This is a genomic window from Streptomyces sp. Ag82_O1-12 (assembly GCF_900182715.1).
GTDB classification, from domain to species: domain Bacteria; phylum Actinomycetota; class Actinomycetes; order Streptomycetales; family Streptomycetaceae; genus Streptomyces; species Streptomyces massasporeus.
On record NZ_FXUW01000001.1, the window covers coordinates 2,306,791 to 2,321,649 of the forward strand.

Here is a 14,859-nt window from a genome sequence, read left to right on the forward strand (position 1 = left end):
CGCGCCCACGCGGCCAAGCCGCACATCGACACAGCCCCGCGCCCCCACGCACCTCACCCCAAGGCCGCCACCTTGTCGCGGTACGTACGCACCGGCGCCGCGTCCTTGTACGGCTCCAGTCGTCGCTCGAAGTCCCTCACGTACTCCACCGCCCGTACCGAGCGCATCTCCGCGGCCTGGCCCGCCGCCTCCGCGGCGAGCTGGCAGGCCTGGTCGAGTTCGCCCAGGCCCAGGCGGGCGGTGGCGAGGACCACCCGGCAGAAGAGCCGGCTGCGGGCGAAGGAGGGTGCCCGCAGCTGGAGTGAGCGTTCCGCGTGCTGGGCGGCGGCGCGGAACTGCTGCAGGTCGCGGTGGCAGTGGCCGAACTCGTCGGCGAGCTGGGCCTCGTCGAAGAACTTCGCCCAGTGCGGGACGTCGTCGCCGGGCCGGGCCGTCTCCAGGGCGCGTTCGGCGCGGACCAGGGCGGCGGTGCAGGCCCTGACCTCGCCGAGCACCCCGTGCCCGCGCGCCTCGGAGGCGTGCAGCAGGGCCTGGACGACGGGCGGCCCGGAGGTGCCGACGCCCTGCTGGGCCACCCGGGCGAGCTGGACGGCTTCACGCCCGTGCCCGAGGTAGACGGCCTGGCGGCTCATGGTGACCAGCACATAGGCCCCGTACGCGCGGTCCCCGGCCGCCTGGGCGAGCCGCAGGGCCTGCACGAAGTAGCGCTGGGCGAGTCCGTGCGCGGCGATGTCGTACGACGTCCAGCCCGCGAGCCGGGTCAGGTCGGCGGCGGCGGCGAACAGCCGGCGGCCGGTCTGCTCGCCGTAGGTGCCGCGCAGCATGGGCTCGCACTCGTGCTCCAGGTAGCGCACGAGGGCCTGACGGGCGTGGCCGCCTCCGTAGGCGTCGTCGAGGGTGCGGAACAGCTCGCCGACCGAGCGCAGGGCGGCGATGTCGCCGGCGGTGACCTTCTGGCCGGGTCCGCGCTCGGCCCCGCCGCGGTGGCGGGGCAGGGACGGCACACCCTGCTCGGCCGTGGCCGTGGGGCGCAGGGCGGGGCGGCCCTGGGCCGGGATGCGGGCGGGGGCCGGCTCGCCCCGGGCGACCTTCTCGTCGGCCCGGCCGATCAGCCAGTCCCGGCTGGGCACGACGAGCCCGGCCGGGGTGAAGGCGATCTTGCGGAGCTCGGCGTGGCTGCCGGAGTCCTTGCGCCACAGCGCGCTGACGATGTCGACGGCCTCCTCGGGGGCGGCGGCGAACTCCAGCCCCGCGTAGACGGGGGCGCAGGCGTCCAGGCCGAGGTCCTGGGCGGTGAGGCGGCGGCCCAGGCGCCGGGTGAAGACCTCGGCGATGAGGGCGGGCGTGGTGCCCCTGGGCTGCTGCCCGCGCAGCCACCGGGTGACGGATGTCTTGTCGTATCTCAGGTCGAGCCCGTGTTCGAGACCGAGCTGGTCCACGCGACGGGCGAGTCCCGCGTTGGAGAACCCCGCTTCTGCGATGAGCGCGGCGAGCTGTCGGTTGGGGGTGCGCTGCGCGGGTCGTTCCGTCATGGTGCGGTGCGGTCTCCTGCCTTCCGGTGTGGGTGACGTGCCGGATTGCCTGTGAGCAGGCCTTTTGGCTTGCTGGACGGCGCGAATGTAGCGGAGAGTAAACACCCCATCACACACTTTCACGGACATTCATCCGATCGTGTGAGGATTGACCCCGGGACTGACGAGTCCGGGCCGGACGTACAGTGGCTTGGGCGCGTTACGTGCCTGACACACCCGTTCGAGGGAGGCACTTGCCGTGAGTGAGTTGCGGTTCGTCCGCGTGGGGTTCGGTGACGAGGCCGTCGAGTACCAGGAGGCGTGGGACGAGCAGCGCCGCGTGCACGCGGCGCGCTTCGCCGACGAGATCCCCGACACCGTGCTGCTCCTGGAGCACCCTCCGGTCTACACGGCCGGACGGCGCACGGCGGACAACGAGCGGCCCCTGGACGGCACGCCGGTCATCGACGTGGACCGCGGCGGCAAGATCACCTGGCACGGCCCCGGCCAGCTGGTGGGCTACCCCATCCAGAAGCTCCCGCGCCCGGTGGACGTCGTGGCGCACGTGCGCCGCCTCGAAGAGGCCCTGATCCTCACCTGCGCGGAGTTCGGCCTGGAGACGAGCCGGGTCGAGGGCCGCAGCGGCGTGTGGATCCTGGGCGACCCCATCGAGCAGCGCCCCGCGCTCGGCGGGCTGTCACTGGACTTCGACCCCCGGCTGCAGGACGAGGAGTTCGACCCGCGCATGAACGGCCCGGAGTACGCGCCGTCCAACGCGGGCCAGCGCCGCGAGGACCGCAAGATCGCCGCGATCGGCATCCGCGTCGCCAAGGGCGTCACCATGCACGGCTTCGCGCTCAACGTGAACCCCGACAACAAGTGGTTCGACCGGATCATCCCCTGCGGCATCCGCGACGCGGGCGTCGCCTCGCTGGCCGGCGAGCTCGGCCGGGACGTGACGATCGAGGAGGTCCTGCCGGTCGTGGAGCGGCATCTGCGGGACGTCCTGGAGAACGCGGAGCTGAAGCCGCGGGAGATCGAGAAGACTCCGGCGGCATAAATCGGCCCGCGCGGGAGCTGAAGGGGCCAGCACCCCCGCAGGCTTTCAAATCAACGGGCGTACCCTTGAGGACGCCGAAGAATCAATCGCTAGGGAGCCGGTCGTGTCCGCAGTCGCACCCGACGGACGCAAGATGCTGCGCCTGGAGGTCCGCAACAGCCAGACCCCCATCGAGCGCAAGCCCGAGTGGATCAAGACCCGGGCGAAAATGGGTCCCGAGTACACCGCGATGCAGAAGCTCGTGAAGAGCGAGGGCCTGCACACGGTCTGCCAGGAAGCCGGCTGCCCCAACATCTACGAGTGCTGGGAGGACCGGGAGGCCACGTTCCTCATCGGTGGCGACCAGTGCACCCGGCGCTGCGACTTCTGCCAGATCGACACCGGCAAGCCCGAGGCGCTCGACCGCGACGAGCCCCGCCGCGTCGGCGAGTCCGTGGTCACGATGGACCTGAACTACGCCACGATCACCGGTGTCGCCCGCGACGACCTGGAGGACGGCGGCGCCTGGCTGTACGCCGAGACCGTGCGCCAGATCCACCAGCAGACCGCGGGCCGCGAGTCCGGCCGCACCAAGGTCGAGCTGCTGGCCCCCGACTTCAACGCGGTCCCCGAGCAGCTGGCGGAGGTCTTCTCCTCCCGGCCCGAGGTCTTCGCGCACAACGTCGAGACGGTCCCGCGGATCTTCAAGCGCATCCGCCCCGGCTTCCGCTACGAGCGCTCCCTGAAGGTGATCACCGAGGCGCGCGACTACGGCCTGGTCACCAAGTCGAACCTGATCCTCGGCATGGGCGAGACCCGCGAAGAGGTCAGCGACGCGCTGAAGCAGCTGCACGAGGCGGGTTGCGAGCTGGTCACCATCACGCAGTACCTGCGGCCCTCCGTGCGCCACCACCCGGTGGAGCGCTGGGTGAAGCCCCACGAGTTCGTGGAGCTGAAGGAGGAGGCCGAGCAGATCGGCTTCTCCGGCGTGATGTCCGGACCGCTGGTGCGCTCCTCGTACCGCGCCGGGCGGCTCTACCAGATGGCCATGGAACAGCGTCATTCGGCCGCTCCGCGGCGGGGCGACGACCACATCGCGGCGCAGGCGGTCTGACGGACCGTCACCACCTCTGCCCCACACGGGGCGGGACAAGCGTGTGAATTCGCGCACAAGAGACTACCCGCCGGTAGCGACCGATTTGACGCGGTCCTGACCGTCCTCGCAGTTGAGGGCACATGTCAGGACCGCGTCGGCGTTCCACCGCCCCCCGCCAGGGCTTCATGGGTGTTTGACCGGCCGGTCACGCCCTGGTAACACCAATCAGTGACGCTGAACTCACAGCACGTACACCCATCACCCGAGGGGGGACCTCACCCATGCAGGCCGCGCCGCCCGTCCGCGCCACCGCGATTCCGTCCTTCACGACCGCACTGCGCGCCGTCGAGTCGCTGCTGATGAGCAGCGGTCAGCGCACCGCCCGCCGCAACGCCTGGACCTCCGTGCTGGAGGACCGCCGTCGCGCCAAGGACCGGGTCGAGACGCAGCGCGTCATCGAGCAGTCCCTGTCCGTCCGTCTCTGACCCCCGGCCCTCCCCCAGGGGCCCCCGCGGGCACTGCCGTCGTAGGCGCTTGTGGGGCCACGTAGACTTCGTGGCATGGCGAGGAAGGAACCTGCAGCGGACGCTGCGAACCCCGGGCGACTGAAGCAGATCGCTCTGACCTACAAGATGACCCGCAAGGCCGACAAGAAGATCGGTCTTGTACTCGCGGCAGTCGGAATCGTCACCTTCGGTGTCTTCCTCGCGATCGGTTTCTTGATCGGTCACCCCATCTATCTCGGCATCCTGGGCCTCCTGCTCGCCTTCCTCGCGTCGGCGATCGTGTTCGGGCGCCGGGCCGAGCGGGCCGCCTTCGGGCAGATGGAGGGACAGCCCGGCGCCGCGGCGGCGGTGCTCGACAACATCGGCCGGGGCTGGACGACGACCCCCGCGGTGGCGATGAACCGCAACCAGGACGTGGTGCACCGCGCGGTCGGCAAGGCCGGCATCGTGCTGGTCGCCGAGGGCAACCCGAACCGGGTGAAGACCCTGCTGGCCGCCGAGAAGCGGAAGATGAACCGCATCGTCGCGGACGTCCCGGTGCACGACCTGGTCGTGGGCACGGGCGAAGGTCAGGTCGAGCTGAAGAAGCTGCGGACGACCATGCTCAAGCTCCCGCGCGTGCTGACCGGTCCGCAGGTCACGGCCACCAACGACCGGCTGCGCGCCCTCGGTGACCTGATGAGCAACATGCCGCTGCCGAAGGGGCCGATGCCGAAGGGCATGCGGCTGCCGAAGGGCGGGCCGAAGGCTCGCTGACACTCCGCACACCGACATGAAGAGGGGCGCCCGGATCACACCGGGCGCCCCTCTTCATGTCGGATGTCCATGCCGGATCTTGTTGCGCGGCGCAGGTCAGATGCGGACCTCGACGGTCAGATGCGGACCTCGACCGTGCCCGCCAGCCGGTCGTGCAGGCCGCGGCCGTCGCGGTCCCAGATCAGCGCGGGGATCGCGAGGAAGAGCAGGACCGTGCGCAGCGCGGCGCGCCAGGGGCTGACCCGGCCGGTGTCCAGGGCGAGCACCCGCAGGCCGAACAGGCGCTTGCCCGGGGTGAAGCCGACCGTACCGACCGTGAGGACCATCAGCGCGAACATGATGAGCGGCGCCCAGATCTGGGCCGCCTCGTTGTAGCTCTGCGTGATGAGACCGTATGCGATCAGGAGACACAGGCCCCAGTCGACGGCGAGGGCGCCGATCCGGCGGCCCGGGCGGGCGATCGAGCCGGGTCCCTCCGCGGGCAGACCGAGCTGCTCACCCCGGTATCCGAAGTCGACACCGGCCTCTTCCGCGGCCGCACGGGGCCCGGAGAGCCACGATCCGAGTGCTTGCCTGTTGTCCACCCGTCCACGGTACTGCGCCCGTAAATGACCAGGGCACGGAGGGGTGTGTCCGGGCTACGGTGGAAGGTGAGCCGGTTAACTTGTGCGAAACAAACGAGTCACGCCCGAGAAACCACCCGTCCCTAGGGTCGAGGTCAGCGTGTGCCACCCGCACTGGCCGCACGAACGAACTACCACCCCGGCGGGACGGTCGGGAGTAGGAGGAGCTGGATGTTCCAGAACGCCGACGAGGCCAAGAAGTTCATCGCGGACGAGGACGTCAAGTTCGTCGACGTCCGTTTCTGCGACCTGCCGGGCGTGATGCAGCACTTCACGATCCCTGCCGAGGCCTTCGACCCGGCCGAGGAGCTCGCCTTCGACGGCTCCTCGATCCGCGGCTTCCAGGCCATCCACGAGTCCGACATGGCGCTCCGCGCGGACCTGTCGACCGCCCGGGTCGACCCGTTCCGCCGCGACAAGACGGTCAACATCAACTTCTTCATCCACGACCCGATCACGGGCGAGCAGTACTCCCGTGACCCGCGCAACGTGGCGAAGAAGGCCGAGGCCTACCTCGCGTCGACCGGTATCGCTGACACCGCGTACTTCGGTCCCGAGGCCGAGTTCTACGTCTTCGACTCCGTCCGCTTCGCGACCAGCGCGAACGAGAGCTTCTACCACATCGACTCCGAGGCCGGCGCCTGGAACACCGGTGCGGTCGAGAACAACCGTGGTTACAAGGTTCGCTACAAGGGCGGCTACTTCCCGACCCCGCCGGTCGACCACTTCGCCGACCTGCGTGCCGAGATCTCCCTCCAGCTGGCCGCCTCCGGCCTCCAGGTCGAGCGCCAGCACCACGAGGTGGGCACCGCCGGCCAGGCGGAGATCAACTACAAGTTCAACACCCTGCTCGCCGCGGCCGACGACCTCCAGCTCTTCAAGTACATCGTGAAGAACGTGGCCTGGCAGAACGGCAAGACCGCGACCTTCATGCCGAAGCCGATCTTCGGTGACAATGGCTCGGGCATGCACGTCCACCAGTCGCTGTGGACCGGCGGCCAGCCGCTGTTCTACGACGAGGCCGGCTACGCGGGCCTGTCGGACACCGCCCGCTACTACATCGGCGGCATCCTCAAGCACGCCCCGTCGCTGCTGGCGTTCACCAACCCGACGGTGAACTCCTACCACCGTCTGGTCCCGGGCTTCGAGGCGCCGATCAACCTGGTGTACTCGCAGCGCAACCGCTCCGCGGCCATGCGTATCCCGATCACGGGCTCCAACCCGAAGGCCAAGCGCGTCGAGTTCCGCGCGCCCGACTCCTCCGGCAACCCGTACCTCGCCTTCTCGGCCCTCCTCCTCGCGGGCCTCGACGGCATCAAGAACAAGATCGAGCCGGCCGAGCCGATCGACAAGGACCTGTACGAGCTGGCTCCCGAGGAGCACGCGAGCGTCGCGCAGGTGCCGACCTCCCTCCCGGCCGTCCTCGACCGCCTGGAGGCCGACCACGAGTTCCTGCTCCAGGGCGACGTGTTCACCCCGGACCTGATCGAGACGTGGATCGACTACAAGCGCACGAACGAGATCGCGCCGCTGCAGCTGCGTCCGCACCCGCACGAGTTCGAGCTGTACTTCGACGTGTGATCGACGCCTGACCGAGGCATCACGCCCGCGCCCCCGCTGTCGTTTCCGACGGCGGGGGCGCGGGCGTTTGTTCTATTCTTGGGGAAAGGACCACACGGGGGTGGAGCGGGAATGCCCGAGCACGAACAGGACGACCAGGAGCGCGAGTTCGACCTCAGATGGGCGGACGGAGCCGAGTACAAGGAGCCCTCGGCCCGGGCCCGTATGCTCGCCGCGCGCTGGAAGCACAACCCGCCCGGGCCCGTGCCCTTCCGCGCCGACCCGGAGCACATCGGTTCACGCCGCCGCTCCTCGTGGATCTCGACGGCCGTGGTGCTGGGCTGCGTGGCGGCGGTGATCGTGCTGCTGGGGTACATCAACTTCAGGGCCCCGTACTAGCAGCCGGCGACAAATCCGCGCGCCGGTCACCGTCCCTGTGTCGTACGGCTGACGGAGCGCCTCGCGGCGGAGCGGCCCCGGCACGTCCGGCTCGCCGCGCACCGGTTGGCCGAGGCACGGGGCCGGATCGTACGGCTGCCCGGCGGCCCGGGGCGCGGCTGCTAGCGTCCGGCCCCGTGGACGACAGCGTGTATGTGGGCAACGCCGGTGTGGACGCCGGCCTGGACCGGGGGTGGATCCTCGGGCATTTCAAGGACGCCGGGGATCCGCGGCACAGTGAGGCCGTGGAGATCAAGTGGGGGGTGCATCCCCCGGGGGACGAGCGGGCCGAGTGGGTGCGGGGTGAGGAGCGGACCGCGCTGCTGGTGCTCGTCAGCGGGCGCTTCCGGGTCGAACTGCCTGGGCGCAGCGTGCTGCTGGAGCGGCAGGGCGACTACGTCGTGTGGGGGCGCGGGGTCGATCACTCGTGGGTCGCGGAGGAGGAGTCGGTCGTGCTGACGGTGCGGTGGCCGTCCGTGCCGGGCTACGCGGTGGGCCGGGGCGGCTGACGACTTTGCCGGTCCTGGGGCCGATCGCGACCCGTTCATGGGAGGCGCCGGGTGCACACTGGCTGTGGGACGAGTGCGTGACTGCGGGGTGATGCAGATGCACAGCCGCTTCCGGAGCGACCGGCGGTTGACCACCCGGATGGGGATCACGCTGTTCCTGCTCGGATTGTTGTACGTGGGGTTCGTCGCCGCGTTGATCGTGCTGCTGAAGTCGTGGGTGCTGGTCGTGGTGATCGCGGCGGCACTGCTCGGCGCGCAGTACTGGTTCTCCGACCGGATCGCGCTGTACGCCATGCACGGGCGGGTCGTGGAGCGGGAGGAGTATCCCGAGCTGCACGCGGTGATCGACCGGCTGTGCGCCCTGGCCGACATGCCCAAGCCGGTGGTGGCGGTGTCCGGTATGGACATGCCGAACGCGTTCGCGACCGGGCGGAACCCCGACCACGCGGTGGTCTGTGTGACGACCGGGCTGCTGCGGCGGCTGAAGCCCGCCGAACTGGAGGGCGTGCTGGCGCACGAGCTGTCGCACGTGGCGCACAAGGACGTCGCCGTGATCACCGTCGCGTCGTTCCTCGGGGTGATCGCAGGGCTGATCGTGCGGTTCGCCTTCTACTCGCAGCTGTTCGGCGGGGCCAGGAGGGACCAGAACACGGCTGCCGTGTTCGCCGCGGTGATGGGTGTCGCCGCGACCGTGTACGCGATCAGCTTCCTGCTGATCCGGGCCCTGTCCCGGTACCGGGAACTGGCCGCCGACCGGGCGGCCGCGCAGCTCACCGGCCGGCCCTCGGCGCTGGCCTCCGCGCTCACCAAGGTCTCCGGCGACATCGCCCGCATTCCGACCAAGGACCTGCGCACGGCCCAGGCCTTCAACGCCTTCTACTTCACGCCCGCCCTGGGCCGTGAGCCCGGCATCGCCCGCCTCTTCTCGACCCACCCGAGCCTGGAGCAGCGGCTCGACCAGCTGGGCCGTATCTCCGCCGAACTGGGCGAGGCGGCGGCACCCGGAGGGGTGTGATCGGCGCATGGGGCTGCTGGACATCCTGCTCGGCCGGACGAAACCGGTCGTGGCGGATCTCGACCGGCTCTTCGCGCTGCCCTCGGCGGCCGTGACCCTGGAGGCCGCCGCCGGCTTCACACCGACCGGGCAGGGCGCGGTGTGCTTCGCCACGGTCGAGGGCGCGGCCTTCGAGCAGTCCCACCGCGAGGTGCAGGCCCTGCTGGACGCCGACACCGACCGCGACGGCCCCCCGGTGGAGCTGTGCCAGGACGACTACGGCTACTCCTGGCTGGTCTCCCGCCGTGCCCCCGACCAGCTCTCCGCGCTCGTGAACGACCTGCACGCCGTGAACAGCCAGATGGAGGTGAACGGGTTCGGCCCCCAACTGCTGTGTTCGCTGGCCGGGTTCGAGGATCCCTCCGGTCGGCGGCTCGCGCTCGTCTACCTCTACAAGCGTGGCACGTTCTACCCGTTCGCGCCCCTGCCGGACGGAACACAGCGGCGCGACAACGCTCTCGAACTCCAGGTGCGGGCCGCGCTCTCGGGCGACCTGCGCGTCGAGCAGGACCTGAGCCGCTGGTTCCCGGTGTGGGGAGCGCCGGGGTTGTGAACGCCCTCCGGGGCCGGGGGCCGCGTGAGTGAATGGCCGTATGAGTGAGCTGATCCCCTTCACCCATGTCCTCGACGGCGAACGGCTCAGCGGGCTGTCCTGCGGCGGGGCTGAGCAGGCCCGGGTGACGGTCGTGCTGCTGCACGGCGCGGGCAACGGCAGCAAGGAGCGGCTGGTGCCGTTGCTGGCGGAGTTCGCGGCCCGCGGCTGTCACGCCCTCGCCTTCGATTTCTCGGGGCACGGGGAGAGCACGGGCCTGCTGCGGGAGCTGAGCCTGCGGCGCCGCTTCGAGCAGGCCGTCTCGGTGATCGACGCACGCGCGCGGGTGGACGGGCCGCTGGTCCTGGTCGGGTTCAGCATGAGCGGCCAGACGGTGGCGGATCTCGTACGGCACTACGGGGAGCGGGTGGCGGCCCTGGGGCTGTGCGCGCCGGCGGTGTACGCGGGCGAGGCGTGGGACGTGCCGTTCGGCTCGGGCGACGGTCGGTTCAGCGAGATCATCCGCAGGCCCGGGAGCTGGCGTGCGGCGCCCGCGCTCGACGTCCTGAGGGCGTTCGAGGGCCGGGCGGTGCTCGCGGTGCCGGACACGGACGAGGTCATCCCGCCCGCCGTGACGGAGGCACTCTCCGAGGCGCTGGCCCGGCGTGCGCAGTTCACGCACCGGGAACTCCCGGGCGCCGGGCACCGGTTGGGTCTCCGGTTTCGCGATCACCCGGACGACCGGCGGGAGTTCGTCTCCGCTGTGCTGACCGGGCTCGGCGAACAGGGCTGGTCGGCGACCCGCGCGTGGGTGGCCAAGCAGCTCCCGGAGGGCCGCACGGTCGCCACGTCGTCCTTTCTGGCCGGGGGCTGGAGCGCCCAGATGCGGCGGCTGGCCCTCGACGACGGCACCGAGCTGGCGCTGCGGACGTTCGTGAAGCCCTTCTTCCGTCGGCACGCGCCCGGACTGCTGGCCCGCGAGGCGGAGATGCTCACGCTGCTGGCGGGGCGGGAGGGCGTGCCGGCCGCCGAGCTGATCGGTGTGGACGCGACCGGGGAGCACTGCGACCATCCGTCCCTGCTGATGTCGGTGCTGCCGGGGCGGGTCCGGGTCGACGAGGGGGAACTCGACGCGCGGGTGGACCTGCTGGCGGGCCAGCTGGCCCGGATCCACCGGGTCGTGCCCCGGGAGCGTCCGCGGACGTACCAGGCGTGGACCTCGCCTGCGGCGGTTCCCCCGGGGTGGGAGGGGGCCGTGGACGTCATCCGCCGCGATCCCCCGCCGTACGACGGCTGCTTCCTGCACCGGGACTTCCACCCCGGGAACGTGCTGTTCACGGGTGCGGGGGCCGAGCTGCGGATCAGCGGCGTCGTCGACTGGGTGGAGGCCTCGTGGGGGCCTGCCGACCTGGACGTCGCCCACTGCTCCACCGCACTCGCGCTGCTGCACGGCCCGGAGTGCGGCCTCGGTTTCCGGGAGCGCTACGAAGCCCGGGGCGGGCGGCGCCTGACCGACGGCCCGGAGCATCTGTACTGGCGGCTGCTCGACGCCCTGGCCTACGTCCCCGACGCGGCGAAGCTGGCGGTGCCGTGGCGGGAACTGGGCCGGACGGATCTGACGCCGGAGGTGCTGGGCGGGCGGCTGGAGGCGTATGTGACGGGGCTGCTGGAGCGGTACGGCTGAGGCGACAGGCCGGCACGGCTGAGGCGACAGGCCGGCACGGCTGAGGCGACAGGCCGGCACGGCTGAGGCGACAGGCCGGTACGGCTGAGGCGGCAGGCCGGTCAGGGGCGACTGTCAGTGGCGTCGGCGATGATGCCAGGAGGGTCACAGGACGCGGCGAGTGGAGGCCCAGCATGGGCGGCGGAGCGCGGTACATCGGCGTGGCGGAGCGGCGGGACCGGCTCGCGCTGCGCCAGCAGCTCGCGGGGCAGGCTCGGGCGGGGACGCCCGAGGAGGTCGCCGACGCGCTGGTCGCGCTGCACGGCACGGACCCGGCGACGGTGTATCTGGCGGTGGGCGCCCGACTCGCCGACCCCGCCGGGACCGTCGAGGAGACGGGGCGGGCCCTGTACGAGGACCGTTCCCTGGTGCGGATGCACGGCATGCGGCACACGGTGTTCGTGTTCCCCACCGGGCTGACCGCCGTCGTGCACGCCTCGACGGGGCTGGCCGTCGCCGCCCGGGAGAGGTCCTCACTTCTCAAGCACATGGCGACGGCGGGTGCGCCGGACGCGGCCTGGCTGAAGGAGGTCGAGGAGTCGACACTGGCGGCGCTCGCCCGGCGCGGACAGGCGACCGCGGCCGAACTCGCCCAGGACGAGCCGCGGTTGCGGGAGCAGTTCGTCTACGCGGCCGGGAAGGGCTACGAGGGGACGCACACGGTCTCGACCCGGCTGCTGAGGGTGCTGGGCGTCGAGGGGAAGGTCGTGCGCGGCCGGCCGCTCGGCTCCTGGACGTCCAGCCAGTTCCGCTGGGCCGTCGCGCCCGAGCATGCCGAGCTGGACACGGCGGAGGCGCAGGCGGAGCTGCTGAGTCGGTGGCTCGGCGCGTGCGGTCCGGCGACCGAGGCCGACCTGAAGTGGTGGACGGGGTGGCGCGTGACGGAGGTCCGCAGGGCCCTGGCCGCGATCGGGGCGGAGCCGGTGTCGCTGGACGAGGGCACGGGGTTCGTGGCCGCGGGCGACGCGGACCCGGTGCCCTCGCCCGACGAGCCCTGGGCCGCGCTGCTGCCCGCCCTCGACCCGACGGCGATGGGCTGGCAGCAGCGCGACTGGTACCTCGCCCCCGAGCTGCGGCCCCGGTTGTTCGACGGCAGCGGCAACGTCGGGCCGACGGTGTGGTGGAACGGACGGGTGATCGGCGGCTGGGCTCAGCGGCCCGACGGGGAGATCGCCTGGCGGATCCTCGACGAGGACGGCGTCGGCAGGGAGGCCCGCGCGGCGATCGGCTCGGAGGCGGAGCGGCTCACCGGATGGCTCGGCACGACGAGAATCACGCCCCGCTTCCGGACACCGCTGGAGAAGGAACTGGCGGCGGGCTGAAGGGCGGGGCTCTGACGGAAGCGCCCCCTAGGCCTTCCTCCCCCGTTCCGTGACGTACACCCCCGCCCGCGCCGCCGTCACGGCGGCCTCGGCGGCGCGGGCGGCCGTGGACTCGTCGAGCCGGTCCCCGCTGATCAGCAGGTGGTAGTAGAGCGGGGCGGAGACCGCGCGCACCACCTCGTGAGCGTCGGTGCCCTGCGGCACCTCGCCCCGGTCGACGGCCCGCCGGACGCAAGGGGCCCATTCCCGTACGCGGATGTCGTAGAAGCGGTGCAGTGCGGCGGCCGTTCTCGCGTCGCCGGTGGCGGCGGCGATCAGGGCCTTGAACAGCGGTCCCTGCCGAGGGTCCGTCAGCGTGCGCTGGACGAGCAGGGCGTTGGCCGTCAGGTCTCCGAGCAGCGAGCCGGTCTCGGTGCGCGGCGCGGACTGCTCGGCCATGTCCTGGAGGAGGTCGGCCACCAGTGCGGCCACCGTTCCCCAGCGGCGGTAGACGGTCGTCTTGCCCACGTCGGCGCGGCGGGCGATGTCGGCCAGGTCCAGGCCGCTGAGGCCCTGCTCGGTCAGGGCGTCCTCGGCCGCGTGCAGCACCGCCTCCCGCACTCGCGCCGTGCGTCCCCCGGGCCGGACGGTCCCCGGTTCGCCCCCGTCAGCCATAACGGCACTCCTGTTCCATTAGCGACCTCATCCTGCTACTTTAGTGACTGCTAACGGAACCGCAGACCCGTTAATGAGGTCGCTGCCGAGAGGGGCCCGCAATGGAATACAGGCGATTGGGCGCGTCCGGACTCATGGTCCCCGCGTTGAGCTTCGGAGCCGGCACCTTCGGCGGGCGGGGTCCGCTCTTCGGCGCCTGGGGCACCACCGACGCGCAGGAGGCACGCCGCCTGGTGGACATCTGCCTGGACGCCGGCATCACGATGTTCGACACCGCCGACGTCTACTCCGCCGGCGCCTCCGAAGAGGTGCTCGGCCAGGCGGTCAAGGGCCGCCGCGACCAGGTGATCCTCTCCACCAAGACGAGTCTGCCGATGGGTGACGGACCGGGCGACGCGGGCTCCTCCCGCTCCCGGCTGATCCGCGCCTGCGAGGACGCCCTGCGCCGGCTCGGCACGGATCACCTCGATCTCTTCCAGCTCCACGCCTTCGACGCCGGGACGCCGGTCGAGGAGGTGCTGGCCGCGCTCGACTCGCTGGTCCAGGCGGGCAAGGTCCGCTACACCGGCGTCTCCAACTTCTCCGGCTGGCAGGTGATGAAGTCCCTCGCGGCCGCCGAACGGCACGGCCGTCCGCGCTATGTGGCCCACCAGGTGTACTACTCCCTGATCGGCCGCGACTACGAGTGGGAGCTGATGCCGCTCGCCCTCGACCAGGGCCTCGGCGCGATCGTCTGGAGCCCGCTCGGCTGGGGGCGTCTGACCGGCAGGGTCCGCCGCGGCACACCGCTCCCGCCCGACAGCCGGCTGCACCGCACCGCCGAATTCGGCCCGCCCGTCTCCGACGAGCACCTCTTCGACGTCGTCGACGCACTGGACGAGATCGCGGAGGAGACGGGCAAGGCGGTGCCGCAGATCGCCCTGAACTGGCTGCTTCGGCGGCCGACCGTGTCCTCCGTCCTCATCGGCGCCCGGGACGAGCGGCAGCTGCGCCAGAACCTCGGCGCCGTCGGCTGGAGCCTCACCCCCGAGCAGGTGGCGAAGCTCGACGCGGCGAGCCACCGCCCGGCGCCGTACCCCTACTTCCCCTACGAGCGCCAGGAGGGCTTCGCCCGCCTCAACCCGCCGGTGCTCACGGCGCCCGACCGGGCGGCATGAGCGAGCGCCGGGCACCCCGCGGTTCGGGGCGCCCGGCGCTCGGAGCGGAGCAGGGTCAGCGCGCGTACCGCATGAACGCCCGCACCATGTGGCACGTCGTGTCCGACGGCGGGTGCACGCCGATCATTTCGGCCGTGTCGCGGATCGTCTCGTCGCGGGCCTGGTTCGGCATGTAGACGCCCGAGTCGAGCAGGGCGATGGCCAGGCGCATCGCCTTGAGGCGGCGGTTGTGCGTCACGTACCACTGGCGCGGCCGGCCCGGTGGCAGCGGCCGCTTCTGAACGGGCACATAGGGCAGGTCGAGCAGGACGGGACGCTTCGCGGTGGACTGGGTGGGCAACGGCTTCGACGTCAGGGCGGCAGCGGGCACAGGCATCCT

16 protein-coding genes are annotated in these 14,859 nt (G+C 71.6%); 12 read left to right on the forward strand and 4 right to left on the reverse strand.

Annotation, left to right across the window (positions count from 1 at the left end):
* Nucleotides 1-53: 53 nt before the first annotated feature.
* Entirely contained in the window at nucleotides 54-1,532 is a 1,479-nt protein-coding gene (locus QOL88_RS10660; protein ID WP_097216205.1) for an NsdA family TPR-like regulatory protein, read from the reverse strand.
* 238 nt (nucleotides 1,533-1,770) lie between these two features.
* Between QOL88_RS10660 and lipB the strand changes: the two genes are divergently transcribed.
* The 4 genes from lipB (at nucleotide 1,771) to QOL88_RS10680 (ending at nucleotide 4,908) form a co-directional block, all read left to right on the forward strand.
* Entirely contained in the window at nucleotides 1,771-2,571 is an 801-nt protein-coding gene (lipB, locus tag QOL88_RS10665) for a lipoyl(octanoyl) transferase LipB (RefSeq protein WP_097216206.1), read from the forward strand.
* Nucleotides 2,572-2,674: 103 nt separating this feature from the next.
* Complete coding sequence (gene lipA / locus QOL88_RS10670) at nucleotides 2,675-3,664, forward strand: lipoyl synthase (RefSeq protein ID WP_097216207.1); 990 nt, start codon at nucleotides 2,675-2,677, stop codon at nucleotides 3,662-3,664.
* Nucleotides 3,665-3,927: 263 nt separating this feature from the next.
* Nucleotides 3,928-4,131, forward strand: a complete 204-nt coding sequence (locus tag QOL88_RS10675) for an SCO2195 family GlnR-regulated protein (RefSeq protein WP_097216208.1) — start codon at nucleotides 3,928-3,930, stop codon at nucleotides 4,129-4,131.
* A gap of 75 nt (nucleotides 4,132-4,206) precedes the next feature.
* Nucleotides 4,207-4,908, forward strand: a complete 702-nt coding sequence (locus QOL88_RS10680) for a DUF4191 domain-containing protein (protein ID WP_031109922.1) — start codon at nucleotides 4,207-4,209, stop codon at nucleotides 4,906-4,908.
* A 116-nt stretch (nucleotides 4,909-5,024) separates the two neighbouring features.
* Here the strand turns inward: QOL88_RS10680 and QOL88_RS10685 are convergent, their stop codons facing one another.
* Complete coding sequence (locus QOL88_RS10685; protein WP_097216209.1) at nucleotides 5,025-5,492, reverse strand: RDD family protein; 468 nt, start codon at nucleotides 5,490-5,492, stop codon at nucleotides 5,025-5,027.
* 210 nt (nucleotides 5,493-5,702) lie between these two features.
* Between QOL88_RS10685 and glnA the strand changes: the two genes are divergently transcribed.
* The 7 genes from glnA (at nucleotide 5,703) to QOL88_RS10720 (ending at nucleotide 12,669) form a co-directional block, all read left to right on the forward strand.
* A complete protein-coding gene (gene glnA, locus QOL88_RS10690; RefSeq protein WP_097216210.1) occupies nucleotides 5,703-7,112 on the forward strand; it encodes a type I glutamate--ammonia ligase in 1,410 nt (469 codons plus the stop codon).
* A 111-nt stretch (nucleotides 7,113-7,223) separates the two neighbouring features.
* Nucleotides 7,224-7,490 (forward strand): SCO2583/SCO2584 N-terminal domain-containing protein, encoded by a 267-nt coding sequence (locus tag QOL88_RS10695; protein WP_097216211.1) that lies wholly within the window; start codon nucleotides 7,224-7,226, stop codon nucleotides 7,488-7,490.
* Between the two features lie 176 nt (nucleotides 7,491-7,666).
* Complete coding sequence (locus tag QOL88_RS10700; protein ID WP_097216212.1) at nucleotides 7,667-8,038, forward strand: cupin domain-containing protein; 372 nt, start codon at nucleotides 7,667-7,669, stop codon at nucleotides 8,036-8,038.
* A 97-nt stretch (nucleotides 8,039-8,135) separates the two neighbouring features.
* A complete protein-coding gene (htpX, locus tag QOL88_RS10705) occupies nucleotides 8,136-9,053 on the forward strand; it encodes a zinc metalloprotease HtpX (RefSeq protein ID WP_097222930.1) in 918 nt (305 codons plus the stop codon).
* Nucleotides 9,054-9,060: 7 nt separating this feature from the next.
* Nucleotides 9,061-9,645, forward strand: coding sequence for a PspA-associated protein PspAB (gene pspAB / locus QOL88_RS10710; RefSeq protein ID WP_097216213.1), 585 nt, complete (start codon nucleotides 9,061-9,063; stop codon nucleotides 9,643-9,645).
* A 40-nt stretch (nucleotides 9,646-9,685) separates the two neighbouring features.
* Nucleotides 9,686-11,308 carry an alpha/beta fold hydrolase gene (locus tag QOL88_RS10715; RefSeq protein ID WP_097216214.1) on the forward strand — a complete coding sequence of 541 codons (1,623 nt, stop codon included), beginning with the start codon at nucleotides 9,686-9,688 and terminating at the stop codon, nucleotides 11,306-11,308.
* A gap of 173 nt (nucleotides 11,309-11,481) precedes the next feature.
* Nucleotides 11,482-12,669 (forward strand): winged helix DNA-binding domain-containing protein, encoded by a 1,188-nt coding sequence (locus tag QOL88_RS10720; RefSeq protein ID WP_097216215.1) that lies wholly within the window; start codon nucleotides 11,482-11,484, stop codon nucleotides 12,667-12,669.
* 27 nt (nucleotides 12,670-12,696) lie between these two features.
* Here QOL88_RS10720 and QOL88_RS10725 read toward each other — a convergent pair whose 3' ends face one another.
* Nucleotides 12,697-13,323, reverse strand: a complete 627-nt coding sequence (locus QOL88_RS10725; protein WP_097216216.1) for a TetR/AcrR family transcriptional regulator — start codon at nucleotides 13,321-13,323, stop codon at nucleotides 12,697-12,699.
* A 101-nt stretch (nucleotides 13,324-13,424) separates the two neighbouring features.
* On the opposite strand from QOL88_RS10725, the gene QOL88_RS10730 reads away from it, so the two are divergent.
* Nucleotides 13,425-14,480: an aldo/keto reductase gene (locus QOL88_RS10730; RefSeq protein ID WP_097216217.1), complete on the forward strand. Its 1,056-nt coding sequence runs from the start codon at nucleotides 13,425-13,427 to the stop codon at nucleotides 14,478-14,480.
* A gap of 55 nt (nucleotides 14,481-14,535) precedes the next feature.
* Here QOL88_RS10730 and QOL88_RS10735 read toward each other — a convergent pair whose 3' ends face one another.
* Nucleotides 14,536-14,850: a hypothetical protein gene (locus QOL88_RS10735; protein ID WP_097216218.1), complete on the reverse strand. Its 315-nt coding sequence runs from the start codon at nucleotides 14,848-14,850 to the stop codon at nucleotides 14,536-14,538.
* Between the last annotated feature and the right edge of the window lie 9 nt (nucleotides 14,851-14,859).